The sequence below is a fragment of the Microbacterium sp. genome (assembly GCF_044508325.1).
Lineage (GTDB): Bacteria > Actinomycetota > Actinomycetes > Actinomycetales > Microbacteriaceae > Microbacterium.
The window spans coordinates 67,970-88,752 of the sequence record NZ_JBIQHX010000008.1; the positions used below are offsets into that span (position 1 = coordinate 67,970).

Genomic DNA, 20,783 nt, shown 5'->3' on the forward strand with positions numbered 1-20,783 from the left:
GCACGAGCGCGCGACGGACATCGCCCTGTGCGGGCCCACGGGAGGACACCGGACGAGTCTATCGCGGGCCGTTCGGGCGACCTGTGAGGATGCTCTCCACCGCCGTCCGCCACGGGACGCTCTCCGCCTCCGCAGAGACCTCCCGTGCGACGGCATCCGACCGCTGCTTCATCTCGTCGACCGCGGCCGGGCTCAGCGCGTCGAGCACGCCGACGATGTCCTCGACGGCGAAGCCCCGGGCGGCGACCCCCACTCCGAGCTCGGTGATGAACGGGGCCATCTCGGGCGAGGGTCCGACGATGACGCCGAGCCTCGCCTGGATGTAGTCGAAGATCTTGTTCGGCATCGCCCACTCGTTGTTGAAGTTGAGAGCAGGCAGCACGTGGATGCCGACGTCGTGGGCGCGCAGCGTCTCGGCCAGCTGCGCGTAGGGCACCGGATCGTGGACCGTCACGCGGCCGTCCGAGCGGTCCGCCGTCGCGCGCAGCTCGTCCACGTAGTCCGGGTGGTTCCGGGTGAGGTACAGATCGAGGGTGACAGGTGCCGCGGTGCGCAGGACCGCCTCGATCGTGTCCTCCAGGCGACGCGAGCGCAGACCGGCGCCCGAGTGCACGAGGCGGATGACGCTGCCCGTCGCGTGCGGAGAGGCCTGCGCGTACGGCGCGGCGTTGCGCACGACGGCGGCATCGATCCCGAACTCGCGCCGGTACTCGCGGGCCAGCCCGAGACTCACGGTCGTCACCGAAGACGCCCGGCGCACGTAGCGGCGGATCATCCACCTCACGTACGGCGCGATCAGCCGGCGCCACGCCGGCACCTCCTCGTGCAGGCGCGAGGAGTACTCATGCAGGTCTGCGTGGACGCCGTCGCGGGCGACGTCGAGGGCGATCGGCACCGTCTCGTACTCGTTCGCGAACGCGACGTCGAAGGACCGGCCGCGCAGCAGCGCCCGCGCTGTGCGCACCGCGGGCATCCGCCGGTAGACCGTCGCATACAGACGCGCGCGGATGAGGATCGGGTTGCGAGGGACCGCGCGCGTGCCGTCGGGGATCCTGAGGTGCTCCACCACTCCGTCCGGTGCCGGACCGTAACCGCAGGTTGTGACCTCGAAATCGTCCCGGAACAGCGCCACCTGCTTGAGCACGCGCGCGTCGGCTGAGATCGCCGAGAACGAGACGATGAGAAGCGTCGGCCGGCGCCCCGATCGCCGCTCGCCACTGGTCACGGCACGATCCTATGGGGCGCGGCGATCATCGTCGGGCAGCTCACCGCCGGTGAAGGCGCTCACCACGCGCGCGCTCTCGGACCCGTCGTGCACGGCCGCCACGTAGGCTTTTCCGCTCTCCGCCTGCTCGCGGTACGCCTCCGGGTCGGCTGCGACCTGCCTCAGAACGTCTTCGAGGCAGCCCGGGTCCCCCTCGAGGATCGGGAGCTCCCGCCGCGCGACGCGCTGCGCCTCGGCTCGCACCTGCTCGGAGACGTGGCCGATGACGAGTCGGCCGGCGGCCATCGCCTCGATCGCCGTGGTGGCATACGTTCCGAGCCGGAACTGCTCGAGCACGATGTCGGCGTCCTCGTAGACGGCGGGCATCGCCGAATGCGACACCTTCGGCACGGCGCGGTACTCGATGACGCCCTCGTCGTGCAGCCGCTCGAGCACCGGAGCCACCAGAGCCGTCCCTTTGATCGTGACGTTGGTCGGGGCGTGCACCACGACCGGCCTCGAGCGTCGGAGAGCGGCAGACGACATGGCCCACTGCTCGGGATCGACGACGATGGGAAGCCATGTCGCCTCGGGCACGTCCAGCAGCAGCTCCGGCGTGGGGACGAAGACCGGCCGGGCCTGATCGCGCAGAAAGGCGGCATTCTCCCGCGCCTTGCGCTCGAGAACCGGCACCAGCTCCCAGTCCGGGTCGCGGAAGGGAGACCAGCGATCAAGGGCCGCGTGTCGGCTGGGCAGCCGCAGATCGCTGCCGTGGCTCACATAGGCCCGGGCGATCCCGTGGTCGTCCAGCCAGCGGCCCTCTCGCTGCAGGTCATGACCGAGGACCGCCCCCAGGATGGGCAGCTCCGCCTCGATGAGCACATGCGTGAATCCGTCGCCGAGCGCTGACAGGTGCGCGCGGCTCCACGAGCGAGATCCCGCGTACACCCCCTGGGGGACGCGGAAGTCGGCGGGAAACGAGTAGCCGCCGGGACGCACCACGTCCAGGTTCACCGCGGCCACGCCCGGCGCCCGTGACGCCGACCGAGCCCAGGCGTGGCCCTGACCCGCGTAGTTCGCGGGAGCGACGAGCAGGCGGATGGGGGCGCGATCGATCGAGATCGGGTCGGGGATGTCGGCCGGGTCGTAGCCGAGCCGGGCCCCCGCCAGCCGATACGCGAACGACTCCGGCAGGCGGTGCAGCACCGCAGCCGCGGCCCGGCCGATCGGAGCGGGCAGGCCCCTCACGCGCGGCCGGCTCCGGAGGACCCGAGACCGGCGCGGACGTCCCGGCGGGCAGACTCGAGCGCACGCTCGACGACGGTGAGGGTGCGCTGGCCCTGCTCCATGGTGACGACGTCGCTGGCCCTGCCCAGGACGGCGTCCCGAAAGGCCTCGTGCTCGACGCGCAGCGGCTCGCGCTTGGGGAAGGCGTACCGCGTGATGTTCCCCTCGGAGACCCCGCGGAACGCGGTGACCGACTCCCACTCCAGCGGGATCGTGCCGTTCGCGTAGAAGGTCAGGTCTCCGGTGGAGGTGTCGGCGACGAACGCGCCCTTCTCCCCCGTCACGACGGTGACCCGCTCCTTCATCGGGCTCAGCCAGTTGACGAGATGGTTGACGATGACCCCGGATGTCAGGCGCCCGGTGATGGCGATCATGTCCTCGTACTCGCGGCCGGACTTGAAGGTCGTCTGGGCGAACACCGTCTCGTACTCGGATTGGGCGACCCACGCCGTCAGATCCACATCGTGGGAGGCGAGGTCCTTCGCCACGCCCACATCGGCGATCCGCGAGGGGAACGGGCCCTGCCGCCGTGTCTGGATCTGGTACACCGCGCCCAGCTCTCCCGCCTGCAGGCGGCGGCGCAGCTCCTGCAATGCCGGATTGAACCGCTCGATGTGGCCCACCGCGCCGACCAGACCGGCATCCCGGAACGCGTCGACCATCCGCTGACCCGCCTCGAGCGAATCCGCGATCGGCTTCTCCACGAGCGTGTGCACGCCCGCCGCGGCCAGGGCGAGGGCGGCTTCCTCGTGGAACCGGGTGGGCACCGCGACCACGGCCATGTCCAGGCCCGCATCGATCAGCGCCTCGACGTCGGGCAGGACCGGAAGATCGCCCGCGACGCCGTGCGGATCGCCGCCCGGATCGGCGATCGCGACGAGCTCCACCCCATCGGTCTCGCGAAGGACCCGGGCGTGGTGCCGGCCCATCATGCCGACGCCGAGGAGCCCGACCCGCAGCACCATCAGGCCCCCGCCCTCGCCACCGCGGCGACCGCGGCGACGATCCGATCCAGATCCGCCGCCCTCAGCGACGGGTGCACGGGCAGCGACACGACCTCGCGCGCCGCGCGCTCGGTCTCGGGAAGATCCAGCCCCGGCGCATACGGCGCCAGCGACGGGAGCCGATGGTTCGGGATCGGGTAGTACACGCCTGAGCCCACGGCGTGCTCCTCGCGCAGGGCGCGCACGAACCCGTCCCGATCCTCTGGCACCCGGACCGTGTACTGGTGGTACACGTGCACCGCCCCGTCCGCGACCGGCGGCACCGTGACCCCTTCCAGGTTCGCATCCAGGAACGCCGCGTTCTGGCGGCGGGTGGCCGTCCAGGCATCCACCTTCGTCAGCTGGACGCGGCCGATCGCGGCGTGGATGTCCGTCATCCGCGCATTGAACCCGATCAGCTCGTTCTCGTACTGCCGCTCCATGCCCTGGTTGCGCAGCAGCCGTGCGCGGCGCGCGATGTCCTCGTCGGCGGCGGCGATCATGCCGCCCTCTCCGCTGGTCATGTTCTTCGTCGGGTAGAGGGAGAACATCGCGAAGGTCCCGAACGTGCCCACCGGCCGGCCGTCCAGCGACGCACCATGGGCCTGGGCCGCGTCCTCGTACAGCGCCACCCCGTGCCGCTGCGCGACCTCCGCGAGCTCGCGCATCCGGGCCGGGTGCCCGTACAGGTGCACCGGCATGATGCCCTTCGTGCGCTCGGTGACCGCGGCCTCCACGGCGGCAGGGTCCAGCGTGAACGTCTCGGGCTCGATGTCCACGAACACCGGGGTCGCTCCCGTCAGGGCCACCGAGTTGCCCGTCGCGGCGAACGTGAACGACGGCACGATCACCTCGTCGCCGGGTCCGACCCCACTGGCCAGCAGCCCCAGGTGAAGGCCCGCGGTGCCCGAGTTGACCGCGACCACGGGGCGACCTTCGACGAAGTGCGCGGCGAACTCGCTCTCGAACGCAGCGACCTCCGGCCCCTGCGCCACCATGCCGGAGCGCAGCACCCGGTCGACCGCCGCGCGCTCCTGGTCGCCGATGAGCGGCTTGGCCGGGGGGATGAAGTCGGTCACGCCGTCTCCTCGCTCAGTGTTCCGTCGATCTCGATGTAACGGGTGCCGGTCTGCGGGCACACCCACCGCTGTCCGGGGGCCTCCTGCTCCAGCGGCACTCCGGCGGCACCGACCCAGCCGATGCGGCGGGCGGGCACTCCGGCCACGAGCGCGTACGCGGGCACGTCTTTGACGACCACCGATCCGGCGGCGACCGTCGCCCACGCCCCGATCGTGACCGGTGCGACGCACACGGCGCGCGCCCCGATGGAGGCGCCCTGCTCGATCGTGACGCCCACCGGCTCCCAGTCGTGCGCGCTCTTGAGCGACCCGTCGGGATTGATCGCGCGCGGGTAGGTGTCGTTGGTCAGCACGACCGCGGGGCCGATGAAGACGCCGTCGGCCAGCCGCGCCGGCTCGTACACGAGCGCATGGTTCTGCACCTTGCAGTTGTCGCCGAGCACGACGCCCGTGCCGATGTAGGCGCCCCGCCCGATGATGCAGTTCCGGCCGATGACCGCTTCCTCCCGCACCTGCGCGAGATGCCAGATCGACGAGCCCTGCCCGATGGCCGCCTCCGGCGAGACATCGGCGGAGTCGACGATGCGCACGCCGGAAGGGCTGGTCATGATCGAGACTCCTCGCACCGTCGGGACGTGGTCACGGTGCGCGACGATTCTATCCGCCCGCGGTCGCTGTTCCTGAGAGCGGGCGACACGCCCCGCCGCTGCGCCACCGGCTACCGGGGATGCGCGAGCCCTTCCGTTAGGCTCGACACCGCCGCACAGCCGGGCACCGCTGCGACTGCATGCGGACGGTGCCTCCCAACCGATCGGAGACGATGATGGGGAGACGGGCGCTCGCCCTTCTCGCCGCCCTCGCAGTCGCGATCGGCGGCGTGATCGCGACGACACCGCCTCCGGTGCACGCCGCGGAGACGTTCGACCCGGGCAACATCATCGACGACTCCCTCTTCTATGACGGGGCGGCGATGACGGCGGCGCAGATCCAGTCCTTCCTCGACGAGAAGGTCGGCACCTGCCGGAGCAGCGACTGCATCAACATCCTGCGCGCGAGCGTGTCGTCGCGGCCCGCCCGGATCTCCGACACCACGGGAAACCTCGTGTGCAACGCGTTCACCGGCGGCACGAACCTGCGGATCTCCGAGATCATCTATCGCGCCCAGGTCGCGTGCGGCATCTCCGCGAAGGTGATCCTGGTCACGCTCCAGAAGGAGCAGGGACTGGTCACCAGCAAGGACCCCAGCGACTGGAACCTCAACTACGCGATGGGTCAGGCGTGCCCCGACACGGCCCCCTGCGACCCGGCGTACATGGGCATCGGCGTGCAGATCATCTCCGGCGCGACGCAGCTGAAGACGTACAAGGCGGCCAACTTCGCCCGGCAGCCGGGGGTGCACGACATCCGCTACAGCCCGACCACGTCGTGCGGGACCAAGCGGGTGACCATCCAGAACTACGCCACCGCGGCCCTGTACAACTACACCCCGTACACGCCCAACGACGCTGCGCTGCGCAACCTGTACGGCCTCGGCGACAGCTGCTCGTCGTACGGGAACCGCAATTTCTGGCGCGACTACACCGACTGGTTCGGGTCGACCCGCAGCAGCGCCGTCACCTCGGTCGACTCCGTCGCGCACCTGCTGGCGCTCGACTCGGCGGGCGAGCTGTGGGCCTATCCGTCCAACGGCCGGTCCGGGTGGCTGCCGCGCGTGAGCCTGGGCGCCTCCTGGGGGAGCACGACCCGGATCGTCGCGCCGGGCGATCTGGACGGTGACGGGCACCGCGACCTCATCACCGTCGGGGCCGGCGGCACAGCCCTCCACCGCGGTGACGGAGCGCTGGGCTACCACGCTCCCGTCGACCTGCAGCGCGACTGGTCCGGCGCGAGGCTGATGAGCGCGGCCGGGGACGCGTCCGGCGACGGCATCCCGGACGTGTTCACGACCGACGGCTCCGGCAATCTGCTCCTGTGGCGTGGCACCGGCGGCAGCGCCTTCCGCGACGCGATTCAGGTCGGGCAGCGCTGGTCCGGCATCGACATGATCGCCGGGTCGGCGGACCTCTCCGGCGACGGCAAGCCGGATCTGCTCGCCCGCCATCGCGACGGCTCGCTGCTGCTGTACCGCGGCAACGGCCGCGGCGGGTGGGCCGGATCCGCCCGGATCGGCCAGGGATGGTCGGCGATGACGGGCATCCACACCCCCGGCGATGTCACCGGCGACGGCCGTCCCGACGTCCTGGCAGTGCACAGCAACGGCGGCCTCTGGCTCTACCCCGGGAAGGCAGGGGGCACGCTCGGCGGCGGCACCCGCATCGGAAACGGCTGGCAGAGCCTTGCCGCCGTCGTGGGCCCGGGGCCGGCGGCGACGGGGCTCCGTCCCTTCGCGCCGGGCGCCGGCGACGTGGACGGCGACGCGCACCGCGATCTGCTGGCACAGACCTCCGCCGGCGCCCTGCGTCTCTACCGCGGCAACGGCGCCGGCGGGTTCGCGGGATCGGCGTTGGTCCAGGAGTCGACGCCGGAGGGCGCCCGCTATCTGACGATGGGCGACTTCGACGGAGACGGCGTCGCCGACCTCGGGATGATCGACGCGTCCGGATTCCTCCACCTGCAGTCGGGGGACGGAGCAGGCGGGTACGCCGCGCCGACCCGGATCGGCAATGGCTGGGCGGGCATCACCGCCGTCGTCGGCGGCATCGACTTCGACGGCGACCGCAGAGTCGACCTCATCGGGCGCAACGCCTCCGGGGACCTCATGCTGTACCGCGGGAACGGGAAGGGCGGCTTCGCCGAGTCCGGTGTGCCGATCGGCCGCGGCTGGGCCGGCATGACCGCCATCCTCGCCGTCGGCGACTTCGACGGCGACCGGCTCCCCGACATCCTCGCGCGCAGCTCCGCCGGTGCGCTGCTGCTGTATCCGACGAACGGGATGGGCGGCTGGAAGTCCTCCAGCCAGATCGGCGTCAACTGGGGAGCGCTCACGGCGATCGCCGGCACCGGCGACTTCAGCGGCGACGGCAATGCGGACGTCGTGGCCCGGAGCTCCTCCGGCGCGCTGCTGCTGTATCGCGGCAATGGTCGTGGCGGCTGGTCGGGCAGCGCGACCATCGGCCAGAACTGGAACTCCATCACCTGGCTCGGCTGACCGCGGCGGGACGGCCGGTCACCGTGTCGCGTCGCACACGGCCTGCGCGGCGCGGTCGCCGACGGCTGCCAGTGAGACGGTGCGGCGCGCCCACTGCGCGCGTTCGCCGCGTCGCCGTTCGGTCCTGCCGGACTGCGCCTCGGCGAGCATCCGGCGCATGGCGGCGGCCACGGCATCCGGAGTGAACTCCACCGCCTCCCCGAGCCCGGCGTCGCGGACGAGCGCACCACCGACCTCGGCGCCGGCGAAGATCACCGGGGTGCCGCACGCGGCGGCGGCGTAGGTCTTCGTCGGGCGCGCGAAGTCGTACCCGATCCCGGGGACGATGCTCACCAGCGCCGCGACCGCGCCGCGGATCCAGCGGGCGGACTCCTCGGGCCGCACGACTCCCCCGAACCGGACGCGCCCCGGCACGAGCTGCTCGGCGAGCACTCTGAGCTCGCCCTCCACCGCGCCCTGCCCGAAGAACCGCAGCTCCAGGCCCGGGAACTCCTCGGCGAGCTGCGCGAAGCCCCGCACGAACAGGTCCGGCCGCTGCCACTCCGACATGGTCCCCGTGTACACGAAGTACCGCTCATCCGGTGCCGCGCGGTCGACATCCGGCGAGAACACGTCCGTGTCGACGCCGTTGCCGACCGTGACGATCCGGCCGGGGTCGGCACCCAGGGCCACCAGGCGCTCGCTGACCTCGTCCGAGATGGACAGCACCACGGCCGCTCGGCGCAGGACGGCGCGCTCCATCCGCCGCATGAGCGAGACCACCGCGCGCGCCGCGCCCATGGCGATGACGCCGTCGGTCCACACATCGGCCGCGTAGTAGACCAGCGGCCGGCGTCGCAGCGCGGCCACCGCCGCCGCCATCAGGGCCGTCGTCGGCGGCGACTCCGCGACGACCGCATCGAAGCGGCGGAACAGAAGGCGCAGCGGCAGCGGCAGGTCGAAGCTCGCGTACTGCAGGTAGCCCCGCACGTTCCCGCCGCGGTCGCGCAGCACCGGCCACCGCGACACCCGCACTCCGGGCGGATTCGCGATCGGCGGCGCCTGCCGGGGCGGCCTGCTCGTGACGACCGTGACCTCCGCGCCACGGCGCCCGAGCGCGGCGGCGAGCGCTCCGAGACGGAAGGCGCCTGCGCTCACCTCCGGGACGAACAGGCGAGAGGCCAGCAGGATGCGTCTGGTCACTCTGGGTCGCTCGCCTCCTGCGGGCGGGTCCGCTGCTCGAGCTCGCGGATGCGGTCGTCCTGGAACGCGGACTGCTCGGCGAGATCGCGCAGCTTCGCCTCGATGCGGGTCAGCTCCGCCCCGTACTGCAGGCTCACCAGGAACAGCAGTGCGATCGCGACGAAGAAGACCAGGTTCGTCGGGGCCACGATGCCGAACAGGCCGGCCGCCCATGTGAGCGTCTGCGGGAAGACGGCGATGACGAGGGCCAGGATCCCGCCGACGAGCCACCACACCGCGTGGCGCTCGCGCAGCGTGCGCCGCCGCATCAGCTCGATGATCGCGACGAGGGCGAGCACCGCCGCGACGATCCCCAGGATGTAGGTGGCTGTGCTCACGACTCCGCCCCCTCCGGAACGCCGACGCGCGGCTGGATCATCGCGACGAGGAAGGCGATGCCGGCCCGCGCGAGATAGACGGTCGCCTTCAGCGGACGGTGCGACGGCGATCCGGCCTGGCGCTCGCGCATCCGCGCCGGGCACTCGTCGATGCGCAGTCCGGCGCGCGCGGCGATGACCAGTGCCTCGACGGTGTCGCCGAGGTACTCGGCCGGGTAGGTGTCGGCGAACAGGCGGACCGCGCGCGGGCCGCTGGCCTTGAACCCGCTGGTCACGTCGCTCAGACGTCGACGGGCCACGGAGGAGACCGCCCAAGCCAGGACGTGCATCGCCCACCGGCGGGGGCCTTTCACCCCGTAGTCGCCGTCCCCGGTGAACCGCGAGCCGATCACGATGTCGGCAACGCCGAGCCCCGCCACCAGGGCCGGGATGTCGCGCGGATCGTGCTGACCGTCGGCGTCGACCTGCACCACGGTGTCGTAGCCGTGATCGCGGGCATAGCGGAACCCGGTGCGCATCGCGCCGCCCACGCCGAGGTTGAACGGGAGCCGCAGCACGCGGGCGCCGGCGGCCCGTGCCGTCCGGGCCGTCTCGTCGGAGGAGCCGTCGTCGATGACCAGGCACCCTGCGTCGGGCACGGCCGCCCGGATGCCGCGGACGACGGCGTCCACCGACGCGTTCTCGTTCCACGCGGGGACGACGACGAGCAGCCGGGCTGGAGAGGTGGGCACGACACGGCATCCTATCGGCGGCTTCATGCGCACCCCGTGATCCGCCACAGCGAGGCCGTTCCCTCGCGATCCGCGAGCTCGAATCCGGAGCGCCCGTCGAGGCCCGTGAATCCGGGCAGCTGGACGCGTCCGGTGCCCTTGTCGCCCGGCCCGAAGTCGAGCACGTAGTCGGCGCCGAGGGCGTCGACGGCCTCGCACACCTCCGGGTCGGTCGCGATGTCGCTCAGCCGCTCGCTCAGCAGCAGGTACGCCGAGCCCCGGGGCACCTGCCACTTCGCGGGGAAGACGTCCACGCCGCTGAGCGCGTAGCCGAAGGCGGCTCCCGTCCCCGGGTTGCCGAGCACGCGCGCGCCGGGCTCGACGGTCTCGGGGAGTCGCTGGATGAGCGCACGCTCGTCGACGGTCAGCCACGTGTCATCGGCGATGGCGAACGCCGAGCGCGACTCCGTGACCCCGTTGGCGACGTGGTGGCGCTGGACGATCGGCTGCACCGCGAACACGATCGCGTTGACGAGCAGTAGCACGGCGACCGCGGCCCACGCGGCGATGGCGGGATCCTCCGCACTCCGCCCGGTCCCGGGCCGGTTCCTCTGCCACAGGTCCACGGCGCGGTCGACGAGGTAGGCGACGCCCGCGCCCGCGATCGGCAGCGCGACGACGGGCAGCAGCGCGGCGATGCGATAGGTGTCGCTGTACCAGGGGCCGACGAGCGAGAGCCGAAGCCACGGCGAGTGGATCGCGGCGGCGACCCCGTACAGTCCTGCCAGCACCACCCACGTGAACGCCAGCCACCGCGCGCCGCCGCGCATCAGCAGCACGACGAGCCCGACCAGTCCGAGCAGCGACACCCACCAGGCGGTCTGTGTGCCCGCGTAGCCGGAGGAGGCGACATCCAGCGCCGCGCGCGGCAGGCTGCGCACCGGACCCCAGTAGTCGGCGGTCACCGATCGCCCGGCGGCCCACCACGCTGCGCACACCGCCACAGCGAGGGCCGCGGCCCCGGCGGTGAGCGCGATCCGCTGCGAACGCGTGACGGTCGGATCCTGCCGGCTGAGCACCGCCCCGCCCACCGCGTACAGGGCCGCCGCCAGCCCCCATGCGAGCAGGGCCGAGGGCTGGCTCGCGCCGACTGCGGCGATCACCATCGCAGCGGCGAGCGACACAGCGGCGATCCGCGCCGGCCATGGCTCGGTTGTGCGATGCCGCCGCCCGCGCTCCACCACGACGGCGATGGAGGCCGGCAGCAGCGCGACGGCCAGCAGATACGAGTAGAGGATGCCGTACTGGATCAGCAGGAGCGGAAAGGCCAGCAGCGCCGGGCTCAGGGCGACCGCCGCCGCAGCGGCGAGCCGTCTGCGCGTCGCCGCCTGGGTCAGCCAGGCAAGTCCCAGCGTCCACACCACGGCGCCGACGACGAGGGTCATCGCGTTCGTCGCCTCGGGGATGCCCGATCCGGTCAGCGCCGCCACCAGCGCAGTCGTCCCGTGCCACGCGCCCGGATAGAAGGAACCGGGGGCCTCGGGGTCCACGAGGCCGCCGAGGCCGAACGAGGATGCCCGCCCCTGCTCGATGATCGCGCGCACCGCGCCGAGATGGAACGGGGCGTCGTTCGACTGCGAGATGTTCGTCGGGTCGCCGATGTAGGCCGCCAGCCGCGCCCCGGTGAGGACGATCGCTCCGCCGATCGCCGCGGCGACGGGCCAGCGCCGTCCGACGGCGGGAGTGGCTGTGGAGCGGATGCGGAACAGGAAGCGGCATCCCACGAGCGCGCCCATCACCACGACGAAGCCCAGCACGGCGGTCGGCGCCGCCCACGGAATGCGGGCGAACCCGTAGACCGTCGCCACCAGCGTGCCGATCGCGACCGATCCCACCGGCGCGAACGCCCATGCGCCCAGTCGCCGCAGCCCGACCGACCACGCTGCGACCAGGCCCGGCACGAACAGGACGATCGCGGTCGCGAGGAACGTCCACCACTGCGTCAGCCAGGCCACTGCGTCTCCGGTCAGGATCTCCGGTCGGGCGCGGCACGACGCCGCTGATCCCCAACGATTCTAGAGAGGCGCCCGGCCGGTTCCCTGAGGGCCCGCCGAGCAGGGCCGCTTACACTGGAACGTCACGTGACGCCGAGCTGGACGGGAAGTGAAGTGCGCACAGCGCTCATCGGGTACACCGGGTTCGTCGGATCGAACCTGCTCGACGCGACCGGGTTCGACGACCTCTACAACACGCAGAACATCGCCGACCTCGCCGGGCGCGAGTACGACCTCGTCGTCTCGGCCGCCAACCGCGCCGACTCGCACCGCATCAACCAGGACGGCGCCGCAGACCTCGCCGAGATCGACGCCCTGGTCGACACGATCCAGAAGGCGCGCATCGGCAGGCTCGTGCTCATCTCGACGGTGTGCGTGTACCCGTGGGGCGGCGCGCCCGATGAGGACACCCCGCTTTCGCCGGAGGGGCTCACGCCCTACGGCGCCAACCGCCTGCACCAGGAGCGCAGGCTCTCGGCCGCGTTCGACACCCTCCCCGTCCGCCTCCCGCAGCTGTACGGCGCGCGCCTGCGCAAGGGCGTGGTCTACGACCTCGCCAACGACTACCGCGTCGAGCACATCGACCCCACGATGCGGTTCCAGCACTACGACGCCCGCCTGCTCTGGGACCACATCCGGACCGCACTGGATGCCGGCATCCCCTCGCTCAACGTCGCCACCCCTCCCATCGACAACGCCACCCTCGCCGCCGAGGTGTTCGGCCGCGACATCAGCGGTCAGGTCCCCCCGGGCGCTCCCTCGCCGTTCGCGCGGATGTACACGCGGAACATGACCACCCGGCACGCAGGCCTGTTCGGGTGGGACGGCCCCTACATCGGCGACGTCGCCCACGAGCTCGACGGCCTGCGCGCATTCGCGCGCGCCGCGCACTGAGAAGGAAAGCATGCACAACGGACTCCGTGTCTCGGCCATCGTCAACTGCGCCGGAAAGGGCACCCGCTTCGGCAGCAACAAGCTGCTGGTGACCCTGGGCGGGCGGACGGTGCTCGAGAAGACCGTGCGCGCGCTGTGCGTCCCGATCGTGGACGAGGTCGTCGTCACCGTCAGCGCCGACAACGCCGAGCTCTACCAGCGGATCCTGGTCGAGGAGGCCGGCCTTCCCGTCACGCTCGTGGTGGGCGGCGCCGAGCGGCACATCTCCGCGCATCGGGGCCTCGCGGCCACCTCCGGAGACATCGTCGTCGTGCACGACGGGGTGCGCCCCTTCGTCACTCCCGACCTCGTGGAGTCGGTGGTCGCGGCGGCCGAGAACGACGGCGCGGCCATGCTCGGCATGCCCAGCACCGTGCAGGTCAAGCTCGTCAGCGACGACGGGTTCATCGAGGGCTCGCTCGACCGCGCCCGCTCGTGGCTCGGCCAGACGCCGCAGGCTTTCCGGCGCGAGCATCTGGAGCGCGCCTACGAGCTCGCGCTCCGCGACGGATACTCGCGGATCAGCGACGATGCCGACCTCGTCGCCGAGTACTGCGGGGTGCCGGCCCGGATCCTGCCCGGCCACGACCACAACATCAAGATCACGACGCCCCAGGACCTCGGCACCGCGCGGCTCATCGAAGAGGGCCGCGCCGACGCCGACGAGTAGCGGCTCAGTCCTCGAGCACCTCGAGCGCGTCGTCGATCGGACCGTCGAAGACGATGCGTCCCTTGCGCAGGATGATTCCCCGCGTGCACAGCTCCTTGACCTGGGACTTGCTGTGGCTGACGACCATCATCGTCACCCCCGAGTCGGCCATCTCGCGCAGCTTCACGGCGCACTTCGCACGGAACGGCGCGTCGCCGACGGCCAGCACCTCGTCCACGAGCAGGACGTCGAGCTTGACGTGGATCGCCACTGAGAAGGCGAGCCGCATGAACATGCCCGACGAGTAGTGCTTGACCTCCTGGTCGATGAAGTCGCCGATCTCGCTGAAGGCGACGATCTCGTCGAAGCGCTCCTTGGTCTCCTTCTCGCTCATTCCGAGGATCGCGGCGTTGAGAAAGACGTTCTCGCGCCCGGTCAGGTCGGGGTGGAATCCGGCGCCCACCTCGATGAGCCCGGCGACCCGTCCCCGGGTGAGCACGGTGCCGGCGTCGGGCTCGAGCACGCCGGAGACGAGCTTGAGGGTGGTCGACTTGCCGGAGCCGTTGAGGCCCATGACGGCGACCGATTCGCCTTCGTGGATCATGAAGCTGATGTCGTCGAGCGCGCGGAACTGGGCGCCCTTGGTCTCCTTGCCCGTGACGAGGGCGATGAAGGTGTCCTTGAACGAGCGGGTCGCCCGCTTGCGGAACTCCTTCGTGACGTTCTCGACGATGATGCGCGGCTTGGTCTGCATGTCGGACATCACAGGTCCTGGGCGAACGTGCGCTCGAGACGGCGGAAGACGTACTGGCCCAGCAGCAGGCACACGGCCGTGATGCCGATCGCGATGCCGAGGAACAGGCCGTACCCGGGCGGGAACCCGATGTTGGCATCGTCGCCCACCGCGACCGCCCAGACGGCCTGGTGGAACATCTCGACGCAGACGGTCAGCGGGTTCGAGGCCCAGACCCCGAACAGCCAGTCCGGCAGCAGCTGCTCGATCATCACCCACGTGTACAGCACGGGCGCCGTCCAGGTCGCGATCATGCGGACGATCTCGACGAAGTTCTGCGCGTCGCGGAAGCGCACGTTGATCGCGGAGGCGAGCAGCCCGATTCCGGTGCTGAACAGCAGGATCAGCAGCATGCCGGCGAGCATGAGCAGCACCGACATCCAGGTGGGCAACCACCCGAAGAAGAGGGCCACCACCAGCAGCACCGCGATCTGCGGCAGCACGTTGATGAAGGACGCGAGGACCGCGGAGATCGGGAACAGCTCGCGGGGCAGGTAGATCTTGCGCACGAGGGCCTTGTTGGCCACGATCGACTTCGTCGCATTGCCGAACGCCTCATTGAAGAGGTTCACCATGACGATGCCGCTGAACAGGTACAGCGGGAACGCCTCGACCCGCTGGCTCTGCCCCAGCACATGGCCGATGACGAAGAAGTACACGAAGAACTGCACCGTGGGGCGCACGTACGACCACAGCCAGCCGAGGACGGAGTTGCGGTAGCGCAGCGACGTGCTCTTCTGCACCAGGACCTTGAGCAGATACCGGTTCCGGAACACGTCGAGCATGCCGAGGCCGCGTCCGGGCACATCGAAGTCGCTGCGATCGAAGGGAACAGTGGTCACTCGGAGCAGGGTCTTTCTCGGGTACAGGCGGCCCCGACTGCGCAGGCCACCGGCAAGTTTAGTGGACGCCCGGCTGGGAGCCCGCTGACGCGGCGGGTCTCACAGATCGGCATGCAGCTGCCACACCCGATCGGCGGCCGCCCGCCACGAGAACGCCCGCGCGCGATCGGTCGCCAGCACGCGCAGGCGCCTGACCGCCTCCTCGTCGGTCACGGTGCGCGCGAGCGCGGCGGCGAGTCCGTCGGCATCCACCTGCCCGTCCGGGTCGCCCACGACCAGTCCGCCGTCGAGGATCACCTCGGCGTGCACGGGCGAGGCCGCGGCGACGACGGGAGTCCCCAGCTGCAGCGCTTCGAGCACGCGCCAGGGGAACGCCGAGCGCCGCGACGCGGTCACGAACGCGCGGGCCGAGCCGGTCACTGCGGCGCGATCGCGCGAGGGCAGGGCCCCGCGCACGTGGATGCGGCGCTCCGGGATGCCGGCGGCCGCCGCGGCGTCGGCGATCGCCGGCTCCGCGCCTTCGGCAGCGCCGACCGCCACGGCGTGCAGGCCGGGGTCGGCCGCGAGGGCCTGCGCCGCCGTGGCGAGCGCGGCCGGAAGCCCGCCGGTCGCATCGACGAGCACGAACTCCGGCGGCAGGGCGAGGTCGCGCAGGCGCCCGGGCGCGTCGGAGGGAAGGGCGAAGCCGGCCGGCGGGGCGCCCGCGATGACGCGCACCCGATCGCCCAGGCGCGCCAGCTCGCCCAGACGCACCGCCATGGCGTGGGTGGGCACCACGACCGCGTCCGCGTGCTTCTTCGCGCGCTTGAGCATGGCGCGGTGCCAGGCGACGGCGCTGCGGGGAAGCGAATCCGGGGACTCCCAGGCGTCCAGGTCCCACAGGGTGACGACCGTCTGATCATGATCGTGCACGCGGTCGTGCTTGACCAGCGGCGCGAACAGCGTCGGCGAGTGGACCATCCCTCCTCCCACGCCCGACGACGCGCCCAGCTGCCAGGCCGCGGCGAGCTCACGACGACCGAGCATGGCCCGGTGCACGCCCGCGAGCCCGGCGATCTCGGCGTTCATCGTCTCGAGCTGGTCGGCAGAGGCCGCCGGGACGATCGCCGTCACCTCGCAGCCGTCCGGCGCCGCCGCGACGAGTCCGCGTGCGAGCCAGGTGGACGCCGCCGCCAGATCGTCATCCGTGGGGGCCACCAGCTGATCCAGCACCACCCGCAGCGCGACCGTCATGGATTCGACCTTATCGCCGCCGGTCCCCGCTCCCGCGGAACCCGCCCGTGCGAGGATGGGCCCGTGACCGACGACGCCGCGCGCCCCCGACGCCGCACCTGGATCGGCTGGGTCGTCGGCAGCGTGCTGGTGCTGCTGGTGATCGCCGCAGGCTGGGTCGCCGTCCGCGGAATCGGCGCCACGGTCGCCCTCTCCCAGGGCGCGCAGACGATCGAGCGTGCGCGGGCGCTGGTCGCCGCCGACGAGATCGAGGATCTGTCCCGCATGGCCGCGCGCGCGTCGGCGCACGCGCAGAACGCGCACTCGCTGACCTCCGACCCGGTGTGGCGCGCCGCCGAGCTCGTACCGTGGATCGGTGCCGATCTGCGGGCGATGCGCGAGACGGCCGAGATCGCCGACGAACTGGCCGGACGAGTGCGCGGACCGCTGCTGGATGCCGCGTACGAGGCGCGCCTGGGCCCCGTGGAGCTGTCCGGCATCCGCATCGACATCGACCTGCTCGACCGGGTCGCGCCCGATCTCGAGCGTGCCGCGACCGCGTTCGCGCGACTGGATGCCCGCCTGGCGGGCATCCGCACCTCGGGGGCCATCCCCCCCGCGGCCGAGGCCGCCGACCACCTGCGCGCGGAACTTACCGCCCTGGCCCGCGGCACGGCGATGCTCGCGGGCGCAGCCGAGCTGCTCCCGACGATGCTGGCCGCCGACGGGGCCCGGACCTATCTGCTCATCGTGTCCGGCGGCCCCGATGCCGCGCCGACCGCGGCCGTGATCGGCGTCGCGGACGGCGCCTTCTCCCTGCAGGCGGCGGGACGGGCCGTCGATCCGCTCGCCGACGCCCCGTTCCCGGAGGCCGCACTGACGGCGGCACAGGCCTGGGCTGCGGCGCACCGGACGACGATCGACGGGGTCGTCGCCGTCGACGCGGAGCTGCTTCCCGATCTCGCCGAGGCGGTCGGGCTCACCGAGGAGGCCGGCACAGGTCTCGGCCCGATCTTCCAGCGCATCGCCGAGGGCGGCGTCGACCCGGCTTCGCTGTGGTCTGTCGTCGTCGCCGCCGGGGACCGCGACGGCATCCGGGTGTGGAGCGCGCACGAGGACGAGCAGCGGCGCCTGGAGCAGACCACCCTCGCCGGCTGAGTCAGCCCGTCGGCGTCGGGGTCGGGGTCGGCGGGTGCAGGGCGGTGTGCACCAGCTCGCGCACGTACGCGAAGTCGGGATCGGCGGGGTCGACGCCGTCTTCGGGGGTGAGCTCGATCGTGGTGATCGGCTCCTCCTTCGACTTCAGCGCCAGCTCGGCGAAGTATCCGATCATCGACTGCGGGATGTCGGTCTGCACGACGTGGGTGCCGGCGGCGGCGACCTCCTGGAACCGGGTGAGCACGTTCGCGGGCGTGAACTGCCTCAGGATCGCCTCCTGCAGCTGCCGCTGCCGCTTCATGCGGTCCCAGTCGCTCGTGGTGTACCGCGACCGCGCGTACCACTGCGCGGTGTCGCCGTCCATCAGCTGCTCGCCGGGCTCGATCCAGCCCTTGACGCCCTTGAGCTCGCCGTCCGAGCCCTTGCTCAGCGCGCCGATCGGCAGTCGCTCGGTGACCGTGATCTCCACGCCGCCGAGCGCATCGATGAGGGCGGCGAAGCCGTGCATGTCGATGAGCACGTAGTAGGGGATCGTGATGCCGAGGTAGCCCTCCGCGGCGTCCTTGGTCGCTTCGATGCCGGGGGTCGAGCCGTTCGCCTTCGCGTCGGGGTACAGCGCCGCGCCGTCGCGGAGCACGCCGACCTCGGTGAAGATCTCGTTGAGGGCGCAGTGCGCGGTCTGGCAGCTGCGGCCGCCGTAGCCGTCCGGGAACAGCTCCTGCATGGGCCCCTCCGCGAACGGGACTCCCTGCGTGTCGCGCGGCAGACCCGTGATGGTGACGGCCCCGGTCTCGGCGTTCACCGACACCACCGAGATGCTGTCGGGACGCATCGAGTCGCGACCCTTGTCGGGGTCGGCCCCCAGCAGCAGGATGTTGTAGTACCCGTCGGTGGGCGGCACGCTCGGGCCGCTCTGGCCGAAGATCGCGCCGAGGGTGTCGCGGGTGACGTTCACGAGCTGGGCGGCGTACAGGGCCCCCCCGGTGGTGAGCACCATGAGCACGACCGCCAGCAGCGCCACGCCGATCCGCGCCAGGGGCCGCACCTTGACCAGCCGCACCAGCCGCAGCGTGTCCAGCGTCAGCACGATCCACAGCGCCGCGTACGCGATCAGCAGCGCCTGGGCCACCACGAGCACGAACCAGTTCGTCGCGAGGGTCAGCACGAAGGGGCGCCACAGCACCGCCGCGACGACGCCGAGCACGACGAGCACCCACAGCGTGAGGGTCGCCGCGAGTCCGAAGCGGCCCAGCCGGCGATTGCCGGCGAGCACCTGGGCCGAGCCGGGCACGAGCACGTTCAGCACGACCAGCCACCATGCGCGACGGGTCATCACCGCCGGTGAGGACGCGTCGGGGTTGCGCAGGGGGCGGGACTCGAGCAGGGATGCCGGGGGTCGCTGCGTCGCCGACGGCCGCGGCGGGCTCAGCACGGTCACAGCGAGTCCTTCAGCCGGGCGTTCTTCTCGTCGACCTGGCGCCCCAGCTCACGGGCGTACTGCTCGAGGCGGTCGGCGAAGCGATCGTCGGACGCCCCGAGGATGCGCACCGCGAGCAGGCCCGCGTTCTTCGCGCCGCCGATCGACACCGTCGCCACCGGGATGCCGGCCGGCATCTGCACGATGCTGAGCAGGGAGTCCATCCCGTCGAGGTGGGCCAGCGGCACGGGCACCCCGATGACCGGCACCGGGGTCATCGACGCGAGCATCCCGGGAAGGTGCGCGGCTCCCCCGGCGCCCGCGATGATCGCCTTGAGCCCGCGGGCGCGGGCATCGCGGGCGTACGCGACGAGCTTGTCGGGCGTGCGGTGGGCGGAGACGACCTCGACCTCGTGCGGCACCCCGAAGTCGCTGAGCACCTGGGAGGCATCGCTCATCACGCGCCAGTCCGAGTCGGAGCCCATCACCACCCCGACCAGGGGCGCGTCGGAGGAATGCAGCGACCGGGTCACCCGTCCAGGCTAGGGCGCGCACCTGCGAGAACCCCGCAACGGCACGCCCCGGCATCCGCGCCCCGCAGGGGTCAGTCGAGGAAGAAGGATGCCGCGGCCCGCGCCTGGTACGCCGCGTCGTCGAGGTCGTCGCCGGCCACGGTGATGTGACCCACCTTGCGGCCGGGGCGTGGCGACTTGCCGTACAGGTGAACCTTGGCGCCCGGGTGCGCGCCCAGGGCGCTCGGGAGTCGATCCTCCAGGTCCGGACCGGACGGGCCGCCGAGGATGTTGACCATGACGGCCGCCTCCACCCGCGGCGACGGATCGCCCAGCGGAAGGTCGAGCACCGCGCGCAGGTGCTGTTCGAACTGGCTCGTCACGGCGCCGTCCTGCGTCCAGTGACCGCTGTTGTGCGGGCGCATCGCGAGCTCGTTGACCAGAAGCCGGCCGTCGGTCGTCTCGAACAGCTCCACGGCGAGGACGCCGGTGACCGCCAGGCCCTCGGCGATGCCGACTCCGATGCGCGCCGCCACCTCGATCAGCTTCTCGCCGGCCGCGGGGGCCGGCGCCAGCACCTCGGCGCACACGCCGTCGCGCTGCACGGTCTCCACCACCGGCCACACCGCCGTCTGCCCGCTCGGACGGCGGGCGATCTGCTGCGCGAGCTCGCGCGAGAACTCCACCAGCTCCTCGGCGAGCAGGGCGCCGCCGTGCGCGTCCTCGGCGAGGGTCGCGAACCAGTCCTCGGCCTCGACGCCCGCCGACACCACCCGGACGCCCTTGCCGTCGTAGCCGCCCCGGGGGGTCTTCACCACGGCGCGACCGCCGTGGGCGTCGAGGAACTCCTGCAGCTGCGCCGCCGTGGACACCGCCGCCCAGTCCGGCTGCGGCATCCCGATCTCCTGCAGCTTCGCGCGCATCAGCAGCTTGTCCTGCGCGTACTGCAGCGCATCCGGACCGGGGTGCACCGTGACGCCCGCGTCGACGAGAGCGCGCAGCACCCCCTGCGGCACGTGCTCGTGGTCGAAGGTGACGACATCGACGCCCTTCGCGAAGGCGAGCACCGTCGCGGCGTCGCGATAGTCGCCGGTGGATGCCGCGGCGAGCCGCGCCGCCATGCCCTCCTCCTCGGCGAGCACCGCGAGGTCGACGCCGAGCTCGACGGCCGGTGCGATCATCATCCTCGCCAGCTGCCCGCCGCCGACGACCCCTACGCGCAGCGCCATGCCGCTCCCTTCCG

Annotated in this window: 19 protein-coding genes; 4 read left to right on the forward strand and 15 right to left on the reverse strand. The window is 72.0% G+C overall.

The genetic code is table 11. The features are described 5' to 3' along the window. Positions 1-58: 58 nt before the first annotated feature. The 5 genes from ACIWQI_RS08515 to ACIWQI_RS08535 are packed head-to-tail and all read right to left on the reverse strand — an operon-like array spanning position 59 to position 5,161. The gene (locus tag ACIWQI_RS08515) at positions 59-1,225 is read right to left on the reverse strand and encodes a glycosyltransferase (protein WP_396656720.1); all 1,167 of its coding nucleotides are present in this window, start codon (positions 1,223-1,225) and stop codon (positions 59-61) included. Positions 1,226-1,234: 9 nt separating this feature from the next. Beyond that, positions 1,235-2,452 (reverse strand): glycosyltransferase, encoded by a 1,218-nt coding sequence (locus ACIWQI_RS08520; protein ID WP_396656721.1) that lies wholly within the window; start codon positions 2,450-2,452, stop codon positions 1,235-1,237. Continuing rightward, a complete protein-coding gene (locus tag ACIWQI_RS08525) occupies positions 2,449-3,456 on the reverse strand; it encodes a Gfo/Idh/MocA family oxidoreductase (RefSeq protein ID WP_396656722.1) in 1,008 nt (335 codons plus the stop codon). Before ACIWQI_RS08525 ends, ACIWQI_RS08520 begins: the two co-directional genes overlap by 4 nt. Then, complete coding sequence (locus ACIWQI_RS08530) at positions 3,456-4,553, reverse strand: DegT/DnrJ/EryC1/StrS family aminotransferase (protein WP_396656723.1); 1,098 nt, start codon at positions 4,551-4,553, stop codon at positions 3,456-3,458. Before ACIWQI_RS08530 ends, ACIWQI_RS08525 begins: the two co-directional genes overlap by 1 nt. Next, the gene (locus tag ACIWQI_RS08535; RefSeq protein ID WP_396656724.1) at positions 4,550-5,161 is read right to left on the reverse strand and encodes a DapH/DapD/GlmU-related protein; all 612 of its coding nucleotides are present in this window, start codon (positions 5,159-5,161) and stop codon (positions 4,550-4,552) included. The genes ACIWQI_RS08530 and ACIWQI_RS08535 overlap by 4 nt, the downstream gene beginning before the upstream one ends. 215 nt (positions 5,162-5,376) lie before the next feature. On the opposite strand from ACIWQI_RS08535, the gene ACIWQI_RS08540 reads away from it, so the two are divergent. Next, positions 5,377-7,701, forward strand: a complete 2,325-nt coding sequence (locus ACIWQI_RS08540; protein WP_396656725.1) for an FG-GAP repeat domain-containing protein — start codon at positions 5,377-5,379, stop codon at positions 7,699-7,701. Positions 7,702-7,719: 18 nt separating this feature from the next. Here the strand turns inward: ACIWQI_RS08540 and ACIWQI_RS08545 are convergent, their stop codons facing one another. Genes ACIWQI_RS08545 through ACIWQI_RS08560 form a run of 4 tightly spaced genes read right to left on the reverse strand, consistent with a single transcriptional unit; the run spans position 7,720 to position 11,985 of the window. Continuing rightward, positions 7,720-8,883, reverse strand: coding sequence for a glycosyltransferase family 4 protein (locus ACIWQI_RS08545; RefSeq protein WP_396656726.1), 1,164 nt, complete (start codon positions 8,881-8,883; stop codon positions 7,720-7,722). After that, complete coding sequence (locus ACIWQI_RS08550; protein ID WP_396656727.1) at positions 8,880-9,260, reverse strand: DUF2304 domain-containing protein; 381 nt, start codon at positions 9,258-9,260, stop codon at positions 8,880-8,882. Before ACIWQI_RS08550 ends, ACIWQI_RS08545 begins: the two co-directional genes overlap by 4 nt. Next, a complete protein-coding gene (locus ACIWQI_RS08555; RefSeq protein WP_396656728.1) occupies positions 9,257-9,991 on the reverse strand; it encodes a glycosyltransferase family 2 protein in 735 nt (244 codons plus the stop codon). Before ACIWQI_RS08555 ends, ACIWQI_RS08550 begins: the two co-directional genes overlap by 4 nt. A 23-nt stretch (positions 9,992-10,014) precedes the next feature. Next, positions 10,015-11,985, reverse strand: coding sequence for a DUF6541 family protein (locus ACIWQI_RS08560; RefSeq protein WP_396656729.1), 1,971 nt, complete (start codon positions 11,983-11,985; stop codon positions 10,015-10,017). A 153-nt stretch (positions 11,986-12,138) separates the two neighbouring features. Here ACIWQI_RS08560 and ACIWQI_RS08565 point away from each other — a divergent pair, with 153 nt between their 5' ends. Beyond that, a complete protein-coding gene (locus ACIWQI_RS08565; protein ID WP_396656730.1) occupies positions 12,139-12,918 on the forward strand; it encodes an NAD-dependent epimerase/dehydratase family protein in 780 nt (259 codons plus the stop codon). A 10-nt stretch (positions 12,919-12,928) separates the two neighbouring features. After that, positions 12,929-13,627 carry a 2-C-methyl-D-erythritol 4-phosphate cytidylyltransferase gene (locus tag ACIWQI_RS08570; protein WP_396656731.1) on the forward strand — a complete coding sequence of 233 codons (699 nt, stop codon included), beginning with the start codon at positions 12,929-12,931 and terminating at the stop codon, positions 13,625-13,627. 4 nt (positions 13,628-13,631) lie between these two features. Here ACIWQI_RS08570 and ACIWQI_RS08575 read toward each other — a convergent pair whose 3' ends face one another. From ACIWQI_RS08575 to ACIWQI_RS08585, 3 genes are all read right to left on the reverse strand, one after another. Further along, a complete protein-coding gene (locus ACIWQI_RS08575) occupies positions 13,632-14,369 on the reverse strand; it encodes an ABC transporter ATP-binding protein (protein ID WP_396656732.1) in 738 nt (245 codons plus the stop codon). Next, complete coding sequence (locus ACIWQI_RS08580) at positions 14,369-15,241, reverse strand: ABC transporter permease (protein ID WP_396656733.1); 873 nt, start codon at positions 15,239-15,241, stop codon at positions 14,369-14,371. The genes ACIWQI_RS08575 and ACIWQI_RS08580 overlap by 1 nt, the downstream gene beginning before the upstream one ends. Before the next feature lie 99 nt (positions 15,242-15,340). Continuing rightward, positions 15,341-16,474: a glycosyltransferase gene (locus tag ACIWQI_RS08585; protein WP_396656734.1), complete on the reverse strand. Its 1,134-nt coding sequence runs from the start codon at positions 16,472-16,474 to the stop codon at positions 15,341-15,343. A gap of 63 nt (positions 16,475-16,537) precedes the next feature. Between ACIWQI_RS08585 and ACIWQI_RS08590 the strand changes: the two genes are divergently transcribed. Further along, positions 16,538-17,611 carry a hypothetical protein gene (locus tag ACIWQI_RS08590; protein WP_396656735.1) on the forward strand — a complete coding sequence of 358 codons (1,074 nt, stop codon included), beginning with the start codon at positions 16,538-16,540 and terminating at the stop codon, positions 17,609-17,611. A gap of 1 nt (position 17,612) precedes the next feature. On the opposite strand, the gene ACIWQI_RS08595 is transcribed toward ACIWQI_RS08590, so the two are convergent. The 3 genes from ACIWQI_RS08595 to ACIWQI_RS08605 all read right to left on the reverse strand — a co-directional run bounded on the left by ACIWQI_RS08595 (position 17,613) and on the right by ACIWQI_RS08605 (position 20,769). Beyond that, positions 17,613-19,049, reverse strand: a complete 1,437-nt coding sequence (locus ACIWQI_RS08595) for an LCP family protein (protein WP_396656736.1) — start codon at positions 19,047-19,049, stop codon at positions 17,613-17,615. Next, complete coding sequence (gene purE / locus ACIWQI_RS08600) at positions 19,046-19,513, reverse strand: 5-(carboxyamino)imidazole ribonucleotide mutase (protein WP_396656797.1); 468 nt, start codon at positions 19,511-19,513, stop codon at positions 19,046-19,048. Before purE ends, ACIWQI_RS08595 begins: the two co-directional genes overlap by 4 nt. Before the next feature lie 119 nt (positions 19,514-19,632). Continuing rightward, positions 19,633-20,769 (reverse strand): 5-(carboxyamino)imidazole ribonucleotide synthase, encoded by a 1,137-nt coding sequence (locus ACIWQI_RS08605; RefSeq protein ID WP_396656737.1) that lies wholly within the window; start codon positions 20,767-20,769, stop codon positions 19,633-19,635. Between the last annotated feature and the right edge of the window lie 14 nt (positions 20,770-20,783).

What these genes read in the sequence shown, in the direction of transcription:
- ACIWQI_RS08525 (WP_396656722.1), bottom strand. Translation starts at nt 3,456, where the DNA reads ATGGTGCTGCGGGTCGGGCTCCTCGGCGTCGGCATGATGGGCCGGCAC.
- purE (WP_396656797.1), bottom strand. Translation starts at nt 19,513, where the DNA reads ATGGGCTCCGACTCGGACTGGCGCGTGATGAGCGATGCCTCCCAGGTG.
- ACIWQI_RS08575 (WP_396656732.1), bottom strand. Translation starts at nt 14,369, where the DNA reads ATGTCCGACATGCAGACCAAGCCGCGCATCATCGTCGAGAACGTCACG.
- ACIWQI_RS08570 (WP_396656731.1), top strand. Translation starts at nt 12,929, where the DNA reads ATGCACAACGGACTCCGTGTCTCGGCCATCGTCAACTGCGCCGGAAAG.
- ACIWQI_RS08585 (WP_396656734.1), bottom strand. Translation starts at nt 16,474, where the DNA reads ATGACGGTCGCGCTGCGGGTGGTGCTGGATCAGCTGGTGGCCCCCACG.
- ACIWQI_RS08535 (WP_396656724.1), bottom strand. Translation starts at nt 5,161, where the DNA reads ATGACCAGCCCTTCCGGCGTGCGCATCGTCGACTCCGCCGATGTCTCG.
- ACIWQI_RS08605 (WP_396656737.1), bottom strand. Translation starts at nt 20,769, where the DNA reads ATGGCGCTGCGCGTAGGGGTCGTCGGCGGCGGGCAGCTGGCGAGGATG.
- ACIWQI_RS08540 (WP_396656725.1), top strand. Translation starts at nt 5,377, where the DNA reads ATGGGGAGACGGGCGCTCGCCCTTCTCGCCGCCCTCGCAGTCGCGATC.